The sequence below is a fragment of the Coleofasciculaceae cyanobacterium genome, assembly GCA_036703275.1.
In the GTDB taxonomy this organism is placed as follows: Bacteria; Cyanobacteriota; Cyanobacteriia; order Cyanobacteriales; family Xenococcaceae; genus Waterburya.
Map to the genome: position 1 here is coordinate 37,317 of DATNPK010000053.1, position 17,851 is coordinate 55,167.

Below are 17,851 nucleotides of genomic sequence, written 5' to 3' on the forward strand. Positions count from 1 at the left end.
GTATATACTTTGCTGAGATACCAAGGCGAGAAAATTAAAGCGATCGCGCCTTGCTATTAATAAACAGTGATTTGACTGTAATTACTTGCGATCGATTTTCTGAATGTCCAATCTAACTTCCGAACAACAAGCAGCAGCCTATGCACCCTGTAGCGTGGTCATTACGGCGGGGGCAGGGACAGGTAAGACACATATGTTGGCGCAAAGATATCTTTATTATCTGCGTGAGAGAAACTTATCGCCTTTGGAAATAGTTGCAGTCACGTTTACGGAAAAAGCTGCTACCGAATTGCGATCGCGTATCCGAACTTTAGTCAGCCAAGAGTTACCCGAACGTTTGGATCTGATTGCCGAGTTGGAAGCTGCACAAATTAGTACAATTCATGCTCTTTCAGCGCGAGTGTGTCAAGAACACTTTCAGGTAATTAATCTTCCTGCCGATTTTCAAGTATTGGATGATTTAGAGGGGCAAGTTTGGTTAGAAGATGGGCTAAGAGAAGCAATAACTCAATTATCTCCAGAAGTTTTTAACGCCATCCCTTATTCTTTGCTACAAGAAGTTTTAAAACAATTATTAGACGATCCTTACACGGCTAATAAAGCCATAGGTCAAGGTATTCAAGACTGGAATAAGCTGATTACTAAGGCTCGAACTCTAGCAGTGAAAACCATAGTCAACGATTCCGTATGGCAGGCTACTTGGGAAATATTAGAACAGCATCAGGGACAAGAAGGGGATAAATTAGAAGTAATTCGCAATTCTGTATTAGAAGCGATGGAGGATTTAGAAGATGCAGAAAATATCGATAGTGCGATCGCAACTATCGATCGAGTCAACCTACGTGTTGGTAGTCCCAAGAATTGGCAAGATATCAAAACCGTTAAAGATGCGTTAAAAACTTTAAGAGAAAGTGTTAGAAAAGTCATTAGTCAAGGGCTACTAGATTTAAAATTAGGTGCTGCCGATGAACAGCTAAAATTAACGCTTCCTAGCTTAAGCGAAGCCTATCGGGAAGTTACGGATTATCTCAGCCGACTTAAGCTACAAAGAAAAGTACTTACCTTTAACGACTTAGAATTATATGCTCTACAAGCCTTGTCAAAGGTTGAGGTACAAGACTATTATCATCAGCGATGGCAGGTATTTTTAATTGATGAATTTCAAGATACTAACCCGACTCAGGCAGAGTTACTTAACATCCTCACGGCTAAAGCTGAATTAACTGTTGTAGGAGATATTAAGCAGTCGATCTATGGTTTTCGGCGAGCAGATATTCGGGTTTTCCAGCAATTTCGCGATCGCATTTTAAGTGACAACGGTAAGGAAGTCAGACTCAGTACTAGCTTTCGCACTCATCAAACTTTAATTAATAGTTTTAATCAAATCTTTGCACCCCTACTGGCAAAAAATCATCAAGATTTAAACGCTGTTCGTAAATCAACTCTTCAAAGTGAGGCAGATGAGGAATTGAATTATTTGCAAGTATTAGTTATTGGCGATCCTTTGAGTAAAGAGGCAGAAGAGAAACCAGCTAAACCCAACAAAGCCCAACGCCAGCGAGTAGAGGCACATAGTCTAGCAGCAAAAATTAAACAGATGCTAGAACAAAAAACTCCTGTATTAGATCGCCAAACCAGACAGATACGCCCGATTGAACCTAAAGATATTGCTATTGTGACTCGTACCTGGCAACCATTGGAAATATATAGTGAAGCTATAGCTGCAATAGGCATTCCTGTCGCCCCGGCGGGAGAAGGCAATTTGTTGGCTACCAGAGAGGCGAAAGATGCCACCGCACTGTTACGTTTTTTGGCGAATCAAAAAGATGATATTGCTTTAGTAGCAGTGTTGCGGAGTCCTTTTTTTGCTATTAGCGATCGCCTATTATTTCAAGCGCGTGAATTGTTTGAGCAACAAAAAAAGGATCGAGATAGTTGCTGGTGGGATGAAATACAAAAATCTCAGTTGGCAGAATTAGAACGTCCGATCGAAGTATTGCAGCAGCTATTAAAATTCCGCCAATTGGAAGTGCCATCTCGGATCTTACAGCTTGCAGATCGATTAACAGGTTATACGGCGGTAATTGCGAACTTGGCTGGGGCAGAAAGAAGACTGGCGGATCGAAAAGGTTTTCAGCAGTTGGTTAAAGATTTGGAACAAGGGACTTACGATCTATTTGGAGTAGTGCGTCGTCTGAAGCGGTTAACTGAACAAAAGGTTGCTGTACCCCGCCCCATATTGGCAGTGAATAACGCTGTTTCGTTAATGACGATCTATGCTGCTAAAGGTTTAGAGTGGGCTTTAGTGATTGTGGCAGATCTAAGTCAAGAACGTTTTAAGTCTTATCCTGCAATACATTTTGATGCTCAGTTAGGGGTTGCGGTAAAAAGTAAAAATGAGCGAGGAGAAATTCAAAAACCAGTGCTGTATAGCTGGCTGGAGTATTTACAAACAGAAAAAGAGCGTCAAGAAGCTGTCAGAGTGTTATATGTAGCGTTGACGAGAGCTAGAGATTATTTAATCTTGAGCGCGGCTGAACCTTATAAGGGAGAGTTAAATCGCTTACAGCGTGGTTTATCCACTGTAAATGTACCGACTGTTACTATTCCCTATACAAATCTTAAAGCTTTACCTCCCGTACCACAAACTCCTAACATCTCAGAATATTTACCACCACTGTTATTAACCGATCTAGGTTCGGGACTATCAAAACTTCCCGTTACCGCTTTGACTGACTATGCTCGATGTCCCCAACGGTTTAAGCTACGTTTTATTGATGGACACCCAGGTTTAGGAGAAGGTATAGCTTATGGAATGCAGATTGGAACTCTGGTGCATAAAGCCCTAGAACATAATATTACCCGACCTCAAGATTTATTACCATTTGCGGAAGGAGACTGGTCACAGTCAGTGTTTGACGAAGCGATTGCTTTAGCTCAAAGATTCTTTCAATTACCCGTATATCAACACCTGCGCCATACCGCCGTAGCCAAAGAAAAACAGATCGACTTTAAGCTCGATCAAATCACTTTTAATGGCGTGATTGACCTTGTGGGTGACAATTGGGTACTAGACTACAAAAGCGATCGCATCATGCAGCCCGAAGATCATCGTTTTCAACTCTGGGTATATGCCACCGCCCTAAAATACCCTAACGCACATATTGTTTACCTACGTCACGATCAAATTCACAGTTTTACGAACAGCGACCTAGCCGAAATTGCCGTCGAAGCACATAGTTTATCACAGCAAATTTCTCGGGGTAACTACACTGCCACCCCGACTATGAAAAAATGCGCTTACTGTCCCTACCTGGCTTTTTGCAACGATGCTATGATTTAGGCTTCGTCGTAGGCTTCAATATCTAGAAGATGGAAATAAGGCTCGGCTAATTCTTCCCTTTGAAAGGCGATCGCTCTAAGTAGATGCCAGTCTTCTAATGCTTCAAAAGGGGTGTCATATTCGTCCTGTTCCAAACGACCAGCAATCGTAGCTACTTCTTCTTCCGTAATTCCCACAATATCTTGCTTGGTCAACTTTAAAGTAGTCATAAGCTATATACCTCAATCAAAGTTTTAGAAATATGAGATACCCCTTAAATATATATTGTATCTCAATTTATTGATAATTTAGTATTTTCAAGCACGTTTTAATTTTATTTTCGCACTTAACCAGAAAAATATAAAAATTAAGCAACTTTTATTAAAAACATAATGTTGTAAATTGCTTGATTTATTGTAATAAGAATTAGTAAAAATACTTAATTTAAAATAAATCTGCCTAATTTAATACTTATAGTACGTAAAATCCGTGAAATAACCGATTTGAATAAAACAAAAGTTAATTAGACTGAAAATGACTATGTATTTCTCTAGATATTAATCCTGAGTAAAAATACCAATTTAAAGTATTTCTGCTCTGCCTTGAATATTCAGCCAATTAAAATATTAAAGTTGTTAAAATTATTATTGTGAAAAAAAATCGGATTCTAACCACAAATAATCATCAACTTGAGTCAGCAGAAAATAACTCAATAGATAAATTAGCAGAACTTGAAGATTTCGCTGCTGCTATAGCTCATGATCTGCAAGCACCGTTGCGATCGCTCTTTATGTTTACTGAGCTATTGGCTAAAGAATATCAAAATGAATTAGATGAAAAAGCGCAGCAATATCTAGATCGTATTACTAATAGTGGCTCTCGAATGCAAAAACTCATTGAAAACTTACTGGCTTACTCCCGCGCTGGTACAGGTGAACAAACTTAGATCTTGGTCGATCTCAATCAGGTATTAAATCAGGTTACTAAAGATTGACAATCAGCGCTCGCCACTGACTCAGAACGTTCTGCTTTACGTAAATCTTCTTGACACCAAAAACCAAACTGAGCAATTCCAGGCTCGAGCGGGCTAACTATTTCGTTATGACCATTAGTTGCTCATTTTGGTGCAGCAGCCATAGGAAACTGCCCATTGACATATAAATTACGGATTGAGCGCAAACCTAAGCGATCTAAAGCACGTCGCCGAATTGGAGTTCCCCCCAGCTTAGAAATTACCCAGCCTACTTGATTCCCCGCCCAAAGAGGAATGCCGCGATCGTAAATAAAATGAGCATGAACGGGCGATCGCAAAAATACTCCTTGTTGTTGGGCTATTTGAGGTAGTTTATTCCACAATAGCTGAGCAATACAGGGCAGATCGGCAAGAGCAGGATGACGAAATGCCAACATAAATCTGGTTTTTCCCTGTTGAAACTGATTATATAAATCAATTAACTCCGAAGCATTGTCAATCTCAACGTTAATAATGTTGTGGTTGTAGCGTAACCAAAATGGTATTATTCCTTTGGCTATTCTCCAGACGATAGGGTTATAAGTAGGAGGAATAAACTCCAAAGAGGGCTGAGCTTGGATCATTATGATTAACTCGATTATCTGAGCTGGTGTATTTCCTGCCTCAGTTTAGTCTTTTTTATTCATAGCACCAATACCTTGAAACAGCATGAATAAACCACTAACAACAATCAATAGAGCAACTACTCCAAATGCTACATCTGTCCAGTTGGTATTTTCCATTTGCTTTTTTAAAATGAATATAGAATACTAAAACATTATCTGCTAGTTTTCTACTTATATTGAATAAGAATGTTTCGAGTTATAACCCCTGGTTTTGAGGCGCAGTATGATCGTTGGACAGATGCCTTGAATAAGGCTAATTCTTTAATACCAAATTGCCAAGGTCTATTTAAAGATGTGCGTATTTATTATCAAAATAATTTAATTTGGCTTTACAGCCGTTCTCATAAATATCCTCAATACATCGGTGCGGGTGTTTATGATAAGTTAGCTCAGTTATTTATAAGAGAAGCAATAGAAGAATCAGCCAGCAATGATTTAGAAGAAGAAAATCAATAATGATTTAAACTATGAGATATAAAAGTTTTTTCGTAGTTTATAGCTTTTATATCTTAGCGTTTTTAATTCAATAAAATGTCACAATATAAAAATAAGTATTAAAGAAGTAGCTCAAAAGTATAGATTAAAAATTAGGTTTAAAAATTTAAATACCATTGCTAAATCTGTCTTGTCAATACTGATATTGATAACGATACTATTCTCAACAGCGCGACTGATACTTTTCGCCACTTATACAAGTTTATTGACGTTCTGCTGACCATTAATAGCAATATTAGGCTTAATAAGATACATTCAGGTCAAATGAAATCAGGATTTAATCTTTATGGCAACATCTCCACCTCGTTTACTTATAGCAGCCAGCGGTACAGGAGGACATTTATTTCCAGCGATCGCTCTTGCCCAGCAGCTATCAGATTACAAAATAGAGTGGTTGGGTACAGCAAATCGTCTGGAAACCAGTCTAGTACCGAACGATTATCCTCTCAATATCATTTCCGTCGAAGGATTTCAGCAGAAGTTTAGTCTCAATTCGCTCAAAATTATTTCTGGCTTTATTGCATCTATTTTTCAAACCCAGAAGTTAATCAAAGAACATCAAATTGATGCGGTGTTTACTACGGGAGGATATATAGCTGCCCCAGCGATCTTGGCTGCCCGTCTACAAAAAAAACCAGCAATAATTCATGAATCTAACTATATCCCTGGTAAGGTTACCAAGTTTCTCAGTCGTTGGTGTGATGCGGTAGCGTTGGGTTTTTCGGGAACAGCCCAGTATTTGCCTCAGACAAAAACAGTTCATGTTAGTACCCCAGTGCGATCGCAGTTTCTGATGCCCCAACCTTTGGATCTAAATATTCCTGATGATGCGGTGATGATTTTGGTTGTAGGTGGTTCACAGGGGGCGGTAGCGGTGAATAAACTAGTGCGAGAGGCAGCCCCAGCTTGGTTTGATTTGGGTGCTTATGTAGTTCATCTGACAGGTAAAAATGATCCTGATGCCAATAGCCTAGAGCATCCACACTATATTGCTATTCCTTTTTCCGACAACATGGCGGGATTATTACAAAGAGCAAATTTAGCGATCGCTCGCTCAGGGGCGGGAACAATTACCGAACTCGCCTTTACTGGTACTCCTGCGGTATTAATTCCTTATCCTTATGCAGCAGAAGATCATCAAACATACAACGCTAAAGAATACCAAGATGCTGGGGCAGGAGTAATATATCAACAGTCAAAACTTACTGCCAAAATATTAGCAGAACAAGTATCCCAATGGTTGCGATCACCCGAACAACTACAGAAGATGAGCAATAAAGCCAAAGCTCTAGCCGTTACCGATAGTGCAGAAAGGCTAGCTACACTTGTTCGTAGTTTGGTAATCAGCACGGTTAAGCCGCAGCGAGATAATTAGTAATCATTCAATCAATGGCTGGCTTAGTTGATCTTTAGTCGATCTATGTTAATAACGTTTGGCAGGGTCAAGTCTTAGTAAGTGATAATAAATCTACAATCAATAATAATTATATTAGTCTGACAACATCATTAAGAGCGATCGCTATGACAACAGTTGAAACTCAAGCTCAAGCAGCTTCTGGAATGGATGCGTCCAAAAAAGGTTTGCCCGTCACTATCATCACTGGTTTTTTAGGCAGCGGAAAAACTACTCTACTTAATCATATTCTGACTAATCAAGACGGAATTAAGACCGCAGTTTTGGTTAATGAGTTTGGTGAAATCGGTATAGACAATGAATTAATTGTCTCCACTGACGAAAGCATGGTTGAGCTAAACAACGGCTGTATTTGCTGCACGATTAACGAAGATTTAGTCAATGCAGTCTATAAAATTCTCGAGCGAGAAGAAAAGATTGATTACCTAGTTGTAGAAACAACTGGGTTAGCCGATCCGCTTCCTGTAGCACTAACTTTTTTGGGTACAGAATTACGCGATATGACTCGTTTAGACTCAATCGTCACGATGGTAGACTGTTCCAACTTCAGCCTGGATTTATTCAATAGCGAAGCAGCTTTGAGTCAAATTCAATATGGTGACGTGCTTGTGCTTAATAAAACCGATTTAGTAGATGAAGCTGATGTCGATGCCCTAGAAATTAGAGTCAGAGATCTTAAAAAAGACGCTCGCATTTTGCGGACACAAAAGTCTCAGGTGTCACTTCCCTTAATTTTAAGCGTTGGTTTGTTTGAGTCAGATAAATACTTTGAGCAAACTGAATCAACAGAACATCAGCACGATCATGAACATCATCATGACCACGATCACCACGATCGCCACGATCATGAACATCATCATGACCACGATCGCGATCATCACGAGCATTCTCATCACTTGGAAAACGACGGCTTTTCTTCAATTTCATTTCAGTTTGATCGACCTTTTAATATTCGTAAATTTCAGTACTTTTTAGATAATCAGCTTTCTGAAAGCATTTTCCGCGCTAAAGGAATTCTTTGGTTTGATGAAAGTCCTAAGCGTCATGTTTTTCACTTAAGCGGTAAAAGGTTCACTTTAGAAGACGAAGAATGGAGAGGCGAACCAAAAACTCAGTTAGTTTTAATCGGTCAAAATTTAGATCAAAAGACACTGCGCCAACAAATTGAAAATTGCGTTTGTTTACCAAAAAGCGATCGCGGTAAAGGATTTGGCAAGTAATTATTAATTAAGCGAATAAATGCGAGTTGTTGTCCAGCGAGTAAAATCTGCTTCCGTTAGGGTTAATCGCCAAATTATTGGCAAAATTGGTCAAGGATTGAATCTTTTGGTGGCAATTTCTGCTACCGACACCGAAGTTGAACTCGACTGGATGACTCGCAAATGTCTCGAGTTACGTTTGTTTCCGGATCGAGATAAACTCTGGAGTAAGTCTGTAATGGATATTCAGGGGGAAATTTTAGTAGTCAGCCAATTTACCCTCTATGGCGATTGTCGTAAAGGTCGTCGCCCTTCCTTTAGTAATTCTGCTGCACCCAATATTGCTGAACCCCTTTACGATCTGTTTGTTGACAAACTCCAGCAAAGTGGTTTAGCGATCGCCACTGGTCAATTTGGTGCAACGATGGAAGTCAACATTGAAAATGATGGCCCAGTAACTCTTGTTTTAGATAAATAACGTCATTATTTTTGAAAATTGTCCCCCAAATAATATTGCTTGACCAAAGAATTGCTATAAAGTTCTTCTGCTGTTCCAGAGGCTAAAATTTGACCATCTCGCATCACGTAAGCGCGGTTAGTAATTGCTAGGGTTTCACGAAAGTTATGGTCGGTGATTAAGATACCCATTTGGCGATCGCGCAATTGAGCGATAATTTCCTGGATCTCAGCTACCGCAATCGGATCGACCCCAGCAAACGGCTCATCTAGTAACAAATATTTAGGTCCATTTAGCCCCGCTGCTAAGGCTCTGGCTAATTCAGTCCGTCTTCTTTCTCCCCCTGAAACCAGCGAACCCAAAGTATGTGCAACTTTCTCTAGGCGAAATTCTCTTAATAGCTGTTGCAGCTTGACTGGTCGAGCAGGACGAGGTATTCCTGTTTGTTCCAAAACCAACAAAATATTATCTTGAACGCTGAGGTTACGAAAAATACTTGCCTGCTGAGTCAAATAACCCATACCAAGACGCGCTCGTTGATGAAGAGCTAATGATGTTATGTTGCGTTCGTTTAGCTTAACTGTTCCATCATTAGGCTTAACCAAGCCCGTAGCAATATAAAATGTAGTTGTTTTTCCTGCACCATTAGGACCGAGTAAACCGACAATTTCTCCTGGTAAAACTTGGAGATTTACCCGATTAACAATATTCCTTTTGCCATAAGATTTGTGAATGTTATCTAAAACTAAGGCCACAGCTTTTTCAGTAATCAGTAATCAGTAATTATTCTTTGGGTTCAGTAATAATATAGGTAGATTCTACCTGGCGATCGCTTTGAGGAGTTGCGATAAAGCGTCCTTCATCGATCAAATAGGTCATTTCTTCGGCACGCATACTATTTCCTTCTTGAATTACGTAGACATCTCCTGTCAAAATCAAACGACGTTCACGGCTGTAATATTGTGCTTGGGCAGCAGTAGCCTGAATTTGTCGAGCTGGATAGTTGATTTGGACGTTGCCTCTAGCAGTAATGATACCTGTTTTAGCATTAGATTCTTGGATATCTGATTTAAGGGTAATCGAACCTGACTCAATAGATTGGGCCCCAGAAACCAGAGGAGAAGTAAGTACAATTACATTAAGCATAGTAGCTAAAATTAGCCTGAAACAACGATTATAAGCAGACAATATAAAAGTCATAAATATAAAATTCAGTCGATTTGAGTAACTATAATTCGGTTCTGATATTAACAATTTCTGAGACGTTGCTTATTTTAGAGAAGTTGCATCGCGATCGCCAAAATTATGAAGCTAAGAGTTGAAACTTTTACTGTTCACAAAAAATTTGCACTCCAAATTAGCCGCGGTACTACGGCTAAAAATACTAACATCTGGCTACGCATCTACCAAGAAGATTTTGAAGGCTGGGGGGAAGCATCACCATTTTCAATTGTTAAAAACCAGACTCAAGACACTACCAATTTGTTACTAGAATTGGAGCAGATTATTCCTCAGCTAGAGCAGTTTCATCCCCTGCAACGTCAAGAGATTAAGACCAAACTACAGCAGCTTCACGTTTCTTCGGCGATTCAAGCCGCAATAGATATGGCTCTTTATGACTGGCTGGGAAAAAAAGCGGGTTTACCCCTCTGGCAAATCTGGGGCTTAAATTGCGATCGCACTGTACCAATATCCGTCACCATTGGTATTAGTACTCCAGAAGCAGCCGTCAACAGACTCAAAGACTGGCAAAATACCTTAGAAGTCAAGATGCTTAAGCTCAAGCTAGGCAGCCCTGAAGGAATAGAGGCAGATCGAGCAATGGTCAAGGCAATCCGTAAATCAGCACCCCAAACTAGACTTACCGTAGATGCTAATGGAGGCTGGAGCTTTGATGATGCGATTGATATGTCTCATTGGCTGGCCCAACAGAGAGTAGAATACATAGAACAGCCTCTACCCGTAGTCCAAGATGATCGGCTAGCAGCTTTGTCACAGCGATCGCCTCTACCAATTTTTGTCGATGAAAGTTGCTTTACTAGTGCCGACATTCCCCGACTGGCAAACTCCGTTGCCGGAGTCAATCTGAAAATTATGAAAACAGGTGGGCTAACGGGCGCAATGCAGGCAATCCAGGTTGCTCGAGCCTGTGGCTTAAAAGTTATGTTTGGCTGTTATTCCGATAGTAGTTTAGCAAATACTGCTATGGCTCATCTTGCTTCCTGGGCAGATTATCTCGATCTAGACAGTCATTTAAACCTGACTGACGACCCATTTCGTGGCGCAACTATAGAAGCAGGACGTTTATTACCCAACAATCAACCAGGATTAGGAGTAACTCATCATGTTGACAGCTAATAGTCGGGTGGCAATTTTATTAACAGGTGGAATCAAAGGTCATCATGGCAAAACTGGATTAGCTTTTCTGCGCTATAGTCATAGCCAGATTGTGGCGGTAATCGATCCTGACAGCACGGGAGCTTCATTGACTGAATTAACAGGAATCGAACGAGATGCACCTATTGTTGAAGATACTCAGGCAGCTTTGGCATATAATCCCGATGTATTATTGATTGGCATTGCCCCCTCTGGAGGAGAATTACCTGCTGACTTAAAAGTAGAGATTGAGACCGCAGTAGCAGCAGGACTTTCGATTTTTAATGGTCTGCACACCCCACTTAAACCTAGTTTTCCCGATCTACAGCCAGGACAATGGATTTGGGATTTGCGTCAAGAGCCTTCAGGCTTATCTATCGGCAAAGGCAAGGCGCGATCGCTCACTGCTCAAAGAATTTTAACAGTGGGTACAGATATGGCGATTGGCAAAATGTCTACTAGCCTAGAACTTCATCGCACAGCATTATCTTTTGGAATTAAAGCCCAGTTTATCGCGACAGGACAGGCGGGAATTGCGATCGCCGGTCAGGGAATTGCCTTAGATGCAGTACGAGTAGATTTTGCGGCGGGGGCAGTAGAAAAAACCGTTTTAGAGCTGGGACAGCATCAAGACTTGATTATTATTGAAGGCCAGGGTTCTCTCTTACATCCAGGCTCTACTGCTACTTTGCCTTTAATTCGAGGCAGTCAGCCCACTGGCTTAGTTCTGGTTCATCGCGCGGGAGCAAAACACATTCGCGATCTCAGTGATGTTTTAATTCCTCCTTTACCTGAAGTGATCCAACTCTACGAAACCGTAGCTAGTGCAGGAGGAACTTTCGATCGGGTAAAAGTTAAGGCGATCGCTCTTAATACTTCAGGTCTAAACACCACCGAAGCTAAAGCAGTAATCGAATCTACCGTCGAGTTAACTGGACTACCCTGTAGTGATGTGGTCAGATTTGGCGCAGCATCATTATTACCTGCTATTTATGCCCAATAAATATTGATAATTGCTTTTTTTAAGGCAACTATGTTATGCTATTAATAACGTCGCGGGATAGAGCAGTCTGGTAGCTCGTCGGGCTCATAACCCGAAGGTCGGTGGTTCAAATCCGCCTCCCGCCATTTTAACAAATATTTCAGCTAATATCACCCAGTAGATAGATTGTTTGGCTCTAATAAAATCTAGTATCATTTGATACTTAAAAGGGGTCTACGAGCAGGTACTTTAGATAGATATATGTCCGCGAGATTAAGGTCATAGGCAGGAATTAAGGTTATAGGCGAAAATGCCAAATTATAGATCTTAACTTCCTGAGTCAACCGCTACTTAGGACAGGCTAAATCTATAGCTAGTAAGAGGATTAATGATTAATGGTAGCGATGGGTGTATTTCCAGCTATCTACTCTACTCTCTCTCCCCAAGCCTTAATCGAAGGGGTGTTGACGAAGTATGAACTAGGAGCGATCGATCGATGTTTGTTTTGGAATCGCGGCCTTAGCGATATTTATCTCATAGAAACAGACAACAAGCCATATATTCTTAAAGTTTCTCATCACCATTGGCGTTGTAGGTCAGATATTCAGTTTGAACTGGAGTTTCTGGATTTTCTACACCAGCACAGTTTACCTGTTGCCAATCCGTTAAAAACTCAAAAAGGTCGGCTGTTTGTGACGATTCATGCCGTAGAAGGCGATCGCTATGCAGCACTTTTTCCCTATGCTCCTGGAGAAGTACCCCAAGGCGATCTAAATACCGCTCAAAGCGCAATTATGGGGCAAACTTTAGGACTATTACATCAAACATCTTTAAAGTTTAAGAATGCAACCCCCCGCCAAGTTTTAAATCTCGAATACTTGCTAGACGACTCTTTGGCAATAATTAGTCCTTACTTACGCAACCGAAATCAAGATCTAGCTTATGTAGCGGATACTATCAGCAAAATTAAGCAGGAGTTAATCTGTCTAGAACAAACATCTCCTCTTTGGAGCGTTTGCTGGGGAGATCCTCATAGTGGCAATGTCCACTTCACAGCCGAGAATCAAATTACTCTATTTGATTTCGATCAATGTGGGTATGGCTGGCGCATTTTTGATCTAGCTAAATTTCTGCAAGTCTCTTTAAGGGCAGGGATTAGCCGTCAGGTTAGGGATGCTTTTTTCCAAGGCTATCAACAGATACAACAATTAACCGATGCTGAAACTTCATCTTTGCAGGCTTTAACTCAAATGGCTCATATTTGGGCTTGGGCGATTAGCATCAACGCCTCAACAATTCATAATTGGTCTAAATTAGATACTTTCTACGTTAATAAGCACTTAAATCAGTTGAAAAAGCTGAGTAGTCAAGAGTGGCAATTGTTTTAATTTAGATTGCTGTGATGCAACTTTAGGTAGTTTTTCGGCTCTAGGTTCAAGCTGTTTTTTGCTCCATAGGCGATCGCTCTCTAAGGCGTGTTCCAATTAATAATCTGCTCCTCAGACAAAGATTAAATCCGAATACACCAAACAATCATCTAGTTACTTAAATCAAGGGCGATCGCCTAAATCGCTAATTTTTTCTCGCTCCTTGCGCCCTTATTCCTTTAATCCCTCGTACTTTTTATGCGATAATTCATAAAAGAAAGATATTTTAATATTTGCTTAATATAAAGCAATGAATGAGCCAGCTAAAGAAGAACAATCAGTACCAGAAGAAACTCTATCAAAAGAGAATATTCTAGCTAAAGAGAAAACTTTAGCAGAACAAGCTCCGCCGAGTTATGAATGTCGCACTTGTGGCTATGTCTATGTGCCATCTAAGGGAGATAATCAAAGTAATGTTCCTGCGGGAACTCTTTTTACCGATTTACCTAATGACTGGCGTTGTCCAGTCTGTGGAGTTCGCAAGACTCAGTTTGTCAATGTCGGCGCACAGGGCGCACCTTCTGGCTTTTCTGAAAACTTGAACTATGGTTTGGGAGTTAATCGTCTTACTCCTGCTCAAAAAAACATCTTGATTTTCGGTGCATTAGGTTTAGGCTTCTTGTTTTTTCTGAGTCTGTATAGTTTAAATTAGTAAATCTGTACCTCAAGACTAATGTGGGAAAAGATTCTGCTAAAAATCTTTTCCCTTAGCCTGCTGTTTATCTAATGGTCAAACATTGCTTTTATCTGCCTCAATCAGTCACAAAACGTTTATGATATTGATTAAAAAATTAAAGCAAGTAGTTATTTTATTTGCTGTCTGTATATTTTGTATTAGTTGTAGTCAAGTTCCCTCCACTGTAAATAACCCCTGGAAAATACTTTCTTTACCCTCTGAAGCAATTTTTTCGGATGTTGCTTTTACCAGCGATCCTAATCGTGGTTGGCTAGTTGGTACTCAAGCATCCCTGTTTGAAACCGTCGATGGAGGAGAAACCTGGACGCAACAAGCGATCGAGCTAAACAATGAGAAAGTAGCTTTAGAAGCCATCAGCTTTGATGATGATGAAGGCTGGATTGTTGGTCAACCCTCAATTTTGCTGCACACTGAAGATGGTGGGGATAGTTGGTCACGCATTCCTTTAAGTTCTAAGCTGCCTGGTGCACCACTTGATATTATTGCTTTAGGTAAGTCTACCGCTGAAATGGTGACAAATTTAGGAGCAATTTATAAAACTGAAGATGGTGGCAAAAACTGGAAAGCTTTAGTTGAAGGCTCAGTTGGGGTAGCTAGAAGTATTCATCGTTCTGATGACGGTAGATACGTCGCGGTTTCTGCCAAAGGGAACTTTTTCTCTACTTGGCAACCTGGTGCAACTGAATGGACTCCTCATCAGCGTACTTCATCGCGCCGACTGCAAAACATGGGCTTTAATCAAGACGGAAGCCTCTGGTTATTGGCTCGTGGTGGTCAAGTAGAATTTAGCGATACAGAAAATTATGATGAGTGGGGCGAACCTCTCTATCCTGAATTTTCTGCTAGCTGGGGCTTTTTAGACGTTGCCTATCGTACTCCCGAAGAAATTTGGTTGGCGGGAGGAAGTGGTAATCTATTAGTTAGTCCTGATCGCGGTCAAACTTGGGCTAAAGATCGCGATGTTGAGGATGCTCCCTCTAATTTTTATAAGGTAGTATTTCTCTCTCCCGAAAAAGGCTTTGTCTTGGGCGAACGAGGAACACTGCTGAAATATGTCCCCGAAGCTGGTGTTGCTGCTTAATTACTAGATCTTAGTTGTAGGTAGCTACCCTTGTTTCGTATTATATAAACAGAACTTCAAAAAATTTAAACATTTAATTAAGGAGAAACACAACATGGCAGGTGATACTGGAGAACGTCCATTTTCTGACATTATTACTAGTGTGCGCTATTGGGTAATCCATAGCATTACGATTCCCATGCTATTTGTAGCAGGATGGTTATTTGTCAGTACTGGGCTTGCTTATGATGCTTTTGGAACTCCTCGTCCTAATGAGTACTTTACTCAAGAGCGAATTGAAGTTCCCGTAATTAGCGATCGCTTTGATGCTAAAGAGCAAATCAAAGAATTTAATCAATAAAAATACTTGACAACGATAGGTAAAACATTATGACAGGTAATAGCCCCAATCAGCCCATTTCTTACCCCATCTTTACTGTTAGATGGTTAGCAGTTCACACTTTGGCAGTACCCACTGTCTTTTTTCTAGGCGCGATCGCCTCCATGCAATTTATACAACGATAGGAATAACCAATGGATAGGAAACAAAACCCCAACAGACAAGCAGTAGAGCTAAATCGTACTTCCCTTTACTTGGGATTACTTCTGATTGCTGTTCTAGGCATTCTGTTCTCTAGTTACTTCTTTAACTAAATTAACTAAGCGAACAGCTTTTCAATCGATTTAAACTTTAATAGCAAGAGGAGACTTAATAATTATGTTTGCAAATGGAAGAATTCCTTTGTGGATTGTTGCCACAGTAGCTGGCATAGGTGTCATCACAGTTGTTAGCATCTTTTTCTACGGTTCTTATACTAGTGTTGGTTCAGGAATGTAAGATTCTACCCAATCGCTTTTAACCGCGTCAGGCGGAGTATGGTTCACTCCTAAATTAAGCACAAAAAAACCGCTTAGGATTTTATCACTAGGCGGTTTTTAAAAAATTAGTAGACCAAGACAAAAATTATTACTGCGTTTTTCAACAGCACGGTTGGATATGCGCCACCTGCGGGCGCATCCCTCGCGCTCAAATCAGTAGACCACAATAATAAAATTTAAAAAAGCTAAAAGTGAGACAGTTGCGTCGCAAACTGTCGAACCCGAAGGGCTATTAGCTATTAGCGCAGCGCGTACGCGGACGTGCCTCCAGGCACTAATCCTTTAGGGCAGATCGTCCCGTCGTGTTTTGGGTAAGAATATTCTTACCCAAAAGCCGACGAGTCTTACGACGACGCAGCATTGCAAAGCTTTGCGCAGCTACGAACTAACTAATTGAAAACGGCTGTAATTTGTCTTTGGTCTAGACCAACAAAGTTAATTACGCATTAACCATTATTGAAGCTAGTTTTTCCCTCGTGTACCGTTTTGACCCACTTCAATCTTTTGGGACGGACGGACATTCTAGCAGTAACGCTAAGCATAACTATTTGCCAATGCACCATATAAACTAAACCGAGTAGGGATTGTCTGATAGTATTTAGCAACAGTGGCAAATCGATCGCTTTTCCTGATGCGGTTTGGATACGAATTAAACCGCGAAAAATGCCAATAAAGCCCCAGGTAAATAGTAAAGCAGTTATCGGACTCAGAAGCGGTAAACGATGGCGAGCGAGCGCCATAATACCATCTGGTACATTAGCTGCGGGTACGATGTATTGCAGCAGCATCCAACATAGTAAATCTATTCTCTTGCCAAATCCCATTGGCGTGCGAAAAATATATCGCCAGTAGTCGAGATAGCGTTGATAACCACCTTCTGCCCAGCGGTTGCGTTGATGCCATAAAGAACTGGCTTTAGTTACTCCTTCTTCTAATACTGGTGGGGTAAGGAGAAAGCCGATTTTCCAGTTGTCTAGATGTAGGCGAATGGTTAAATCTAGATCGTCAGTAATTGTTTCTTCATTCCAACCACCACAACTATGTAAAGCAGCCCGACTGACAAACTGACCGTTCCCTCTTAATTCGCCGATACCGCCCACGGCAATTCTTTGTTGTTGAACATAACTATCTAATGCCATCTCGGCTGCTTGCCCTTTCGTCCAGAAGTTTTCTCCTGAATTGGCGATCGCTTTTCTAACTTGGACTGCCCCCATATCTCGATTGTTAAAAAGAGGAACAACCTTTCTCAATAGATCGCTCGTGACTTTGGCATCGGCATCAAAAACACCAATAATATCACCAAAAGTTTTGGGAATTACCTGGTTTAACGCGCCTGATTTACCACCACCAGCATTAGCAGCACGATGAACAACTTTAAGTTGAGGATATGCTTGAGCTAAGCGGTCTAAAATAGCAGGAGTATTGTCTGTACTGCGATCGTCGATCGCCCAAATTTCGTACTTATCTTCAGGATAATCGAGACTACATAGCATTGCTACCAGATTGCCGATCACGACTTCTTCATTTTTTGCTGCCACTAGTAAAGATACCTGAGGCGCATTAGCTAGATCGTCATCGGAGAGGATCGGCGGAATTCGATCTGGTTGAGTAAACAAATAGCGTAATATTTGCATACCGGCAAAAATAGTAAAGCTCAAAACCAGCCAGATTCCCCAGCTAATTAAATGCAATAAAATAGTAATTATCCAGATTGCCATTAATAAGAAAGCTGCTTTCTGTCTACGCCCTGCCAATCCCTGAAAAAAGTCCGCTCTAAACTCTTCTTCGGCAACTTCTGGGTCGGATAGTTCTGATAAAAGAGAATTAATGGGATCGAATTCTGTTTTGGATTCTTCTTTGGACCAATAATTCTCTGCCATAATTATGTTTTTAAATCTGTCTTAT

The 17,851-nt window shown here is 40.6% G+C and carries 20 protein-coding genes and 1 tRNA gene; 16 read left to right on the forward strand and 5 right to left on the reverse strand.

The features are described from left to right. The first annotated feature begins 103 nt into the window (after positions 1 to 103). Positions 104 to 3,343, forward strand: a complete 3,240-nt coding sequence (locus tag V6C71_09530) for a UvrD-helicase domain-containing protein (protein ID HEY9768724.1) — start codon at positions 104 to 106, stop codon at positions 3,341 to 3,343. Here V6C71_09530 and V6C71_09535 read toward each other — a convergent pair. Further along, a complete protein-coding gene (locus V6C71_09535; GenBank protein HEY9768725.1) occupies positions 3,340 to 3,552 on the reverse strand; it encodes a DUF2555 domain-containing protein in 213 nt (70 codons plus the stop codon). The two genes, V6C71_09530 and V6C71_09535, sit on opposite strands and share 4 nt — an antisense overlap. A gap of 419 nt (positions 3,553 to 3,971) precedes the next feature. Here V6C71_09535 and V6C71_09540 point away from each other — a divergent pair, with 419 nt between their 5' ends. Beyond that, on the forward strand, positions 3,972 to 4,268 hold the full coding sequence (locus V6C71_09540; protein ID HEY9768726.1) for a histidine kinase dimerization/phospho-acceptor domain-containing protein: 297 nt from the start codon (positions 3,972 to 3,974) through the stop codon (positions 4,266 to 4,268). Between the two features lie 170 nt (positions 4,269 to 4,438). Here the strand turns inward: V6C71_09540 and V6C71_09545 are convergent, their stop codons facing one another. After that, positions 4,439 to 4,918, reverse strand: coding sequence for a hypothetical protein (locus tag V6C71_09545; protein HEY9768727.1), 480 nt, complete (start codon positions 4,916 to 4,918; stop codon positions 4,439 to 4,441). A gap of 228 nt (positions 4,919 to 5,146) precedes the next feature. Here V6C71_09545 and V6C71_09550 point away from each other — a divergent pair, with 228 nt between their 5' ends. From V6C71_09550 to dtd, 4 genes are all read left to right on the forward strand, one after another. After that, positions 5,147 to 5,416, forward strand: a complete 270-nt coding sequence (locus V6C71_09550) for a hypothetical protein (GenBank protein HEY9768728.1) — start codon at positions 5,147 to 5,149, stop codon at positions 5,414 to 5,416. A 325-nt stretch (positions 5,417 to 5,741) separates the two neighbouring features. Further along, the gene (gene murG / locus V6C71_09555; protein HEY9768729.1) at positions 5,742 to 6,830 is read left to right on the forward strand and encodes an undecaprenyldiphospho-muramoylpentapeptide beta-N-acetylglucosaminyltransferase; all 1,089 of its coding nucleotides are present in this window, start codon (positions 5,742 to 5,744) and stop codon (positions 6,828 to 6,830) included. A 146-nt stretch (positions 6,831 to 6,976) separates the two neighbouring features. Further along, complete coding sequence (locus tag V6C71_09560; GenBank protein HEY9768730.1) at positions 6,977 to 8,089, forward strand: GTP-binding protein; 1,113 nt, start codon at positions 6,977 to 6,979, stop codon at positions 8,087 to 8,089. A gap of 19 nt (positions 8,090 to 8,108) precedes the next feature. Then, a complete protein-coding gene (gene dtd, locus V6C71_09565) occupies positions 8,109 to 8,546 on the forward strand; it encodes a D-aminoacyl-tRNA deacylase (protein HEY9768731.1) in 438 nt (145 codons plus the stop codon). A 5-nt stretch (positions 8,547 to 8,551) separates the two neighbouring features. On the opposite strand, the gene lptB is transcribed toward dtd, so the two are convergent. Continuing rightward, a complete protein-coding gene (gene lptB / locus V6C71_09570) occupies positions 8,552 to 9,280 on the reverse strand; it encodes an LPS export ABC transporter ATP-binding protein (protein ID HEY9768732.1) in 729 nt (242 codons plus the stop codon). 28 nt (positions 9,281 to 9,308) lie between these two features. Next, positions 9,309 to 9,671, reverse strand: a complete 363-nt coding sequence (locus tag V6C71_09575; protein ID HEY9768733.1) for an LptA/OstA family protein — start codon at positions 9,669 to 9,671, stop codon at positions 9,309 to 9,311. A gap of 159 nt (positions 9,672 to 9,830) precedes the next feature. Here V6C71_09575 and V6C71_09580 point away from each other — a divergent pair, with 159 nt between their 5' ends. The 10 genes from V6C71_09580 to V6C71_09625 all read left to right on the forward strand — a co-directional run bounded on the left by V6C71_09580 (position 9,831) and on the right by V6C71_09625 (position 15,905). Beyond that, positions 9,831 to 10,883: a dipeptide epimerase gene (locus V6C71_09580; protein HEY9768734.1), complete on the forward strand. Its 1,053-nt coding sequence runs from the start codon at positions 9,831 to 9,833 to the stop codon at positions 10,881 to 10,883. Next, positions 10,870 to 11,904: a DUF1611 domain-containing protein gene (locus tag V6C71_09585; protein ID HEY9768735.1), complete on the forward strand. Its 1,035-nt coding sequence runs from the start codon at positions 10,870 to 10,872 to the stop codon at positions 11,902 to 11,904. Before V6C71_09580 ends, V6C71_09585 begins: the two co-directional genes overlap by 14 nt. 51 nt (positions 11,905 to 11,955) lie before the next feature. Further along, positions 11,956 to 12,029 (forward strand) — tRNA-Met (locus tag V6C71_09590). Positions 12,030 to 12,287: 258 nt separating this feature from the next. Further along, positions 12,288 to 13,271: a phosphotransferase gene (locus tag V6C71_09595; GenBank protein HEY9768736.1), complete on the forward strand. Its 984-nt coding sequence runs from the start codon at positions 12,288 to 12,290 to the stop codon at positions 13,269 to 13,271. A gap of 289 nt (positions 13,272 to 13,560) precedes the next feature. Further along, a complete protein-coding gene (locus V6C71_09600; protein HEY9768737.1) occupies positions 13,561 to 13,962 on the forward strand; it encodes a rubredoxin in 402 nt (133 codons plus the stop codon). 121 nt (positions 13,963 to 14,083) lie between these two features. Then, on the forward strand, positions 14,084 to 15,088 hold the full coding sequence (locus V6C71_09605; protein HEY9768738.1) for a photosynthesis system II assembly factor Ycf48: 1,005 nt from the start codon (positions 14,084 to 14,086) through the stop codon (positions 15,086 to 15,088). 94 nt (positions 15,089 to 15,182) lie between these two features. Continuing rightward, the gene (gene psbE / locus V6C71_09610; protein HEY9768739.1) at positions 15,183 to 15,428 is read left to right on the forward strand and encodes a cytochrome b559 subunit alpha; all 246 of its coding nucleotides are present in this window, start codon (positions 15,183 to 15,185) and stop codon (positions 15,426 to 15,428) included. Between the two features lie 29 nt (positions 15,429 to 15,457). Next, positions 15,458 to 15,592 carry a cytochrome b559 subunit beta gene (gene psbF / locus V6C71_09615; GenBank protein ID HEY9768740.1) on the forward strand — a complete coding sequence of 45 codons (135 nt, stop codon included), beginning with the start codon at positions 15,458 to 15,460 and terminating at the stop codon, positions 15,590 to 15,592. A 9-nt stretch (positions 15,593 to 15,601) separates the two neighbouring features. Then, complete coding sequence (locus V6C71_09620) at positions 15,602 to 15,721, forward strand: photosystem II reaction center protein L (protein ID HEY9768741.1); 120 nt, start codon at positions 15,602 to 15,604, stop codon at positions 15,719 to 15,721. Positions 15,722 to 15,785: 64 nt separating this feature from the next. Then, positions 15,786 to 15,905: a photosystem II reaction center protein J gene (locus V6C71_09625; GenBank protein HEY9768742.1), complete on the forward strand. Its 120-nt coding sequence runs from the start codon at positions 15,786 to 15,788 to the stop codon at positions 15,903 to 15,905. A gap of 487 nt (positions 15,906 to 16,392) precedes the next feature. Here the strand turns inward: V6C71_09625 and V6C71_09630 are convergent, their stop codons facing one another. Then, the gene (locus V6C71_09630; protein HEY9768743.1) at positions 16,393 to 17,826 is read right to left on the reverse strand and encodes a glycosyltransferase family 2 protein; all 1,434 of its coding nucleotides are present in this window, start codon (positions 17,824 to 17,826) and stop codon (positions 16,393 to 16,395) included. Positions 17,827 to 17,851: the final 25 nt, after the last annotated feature.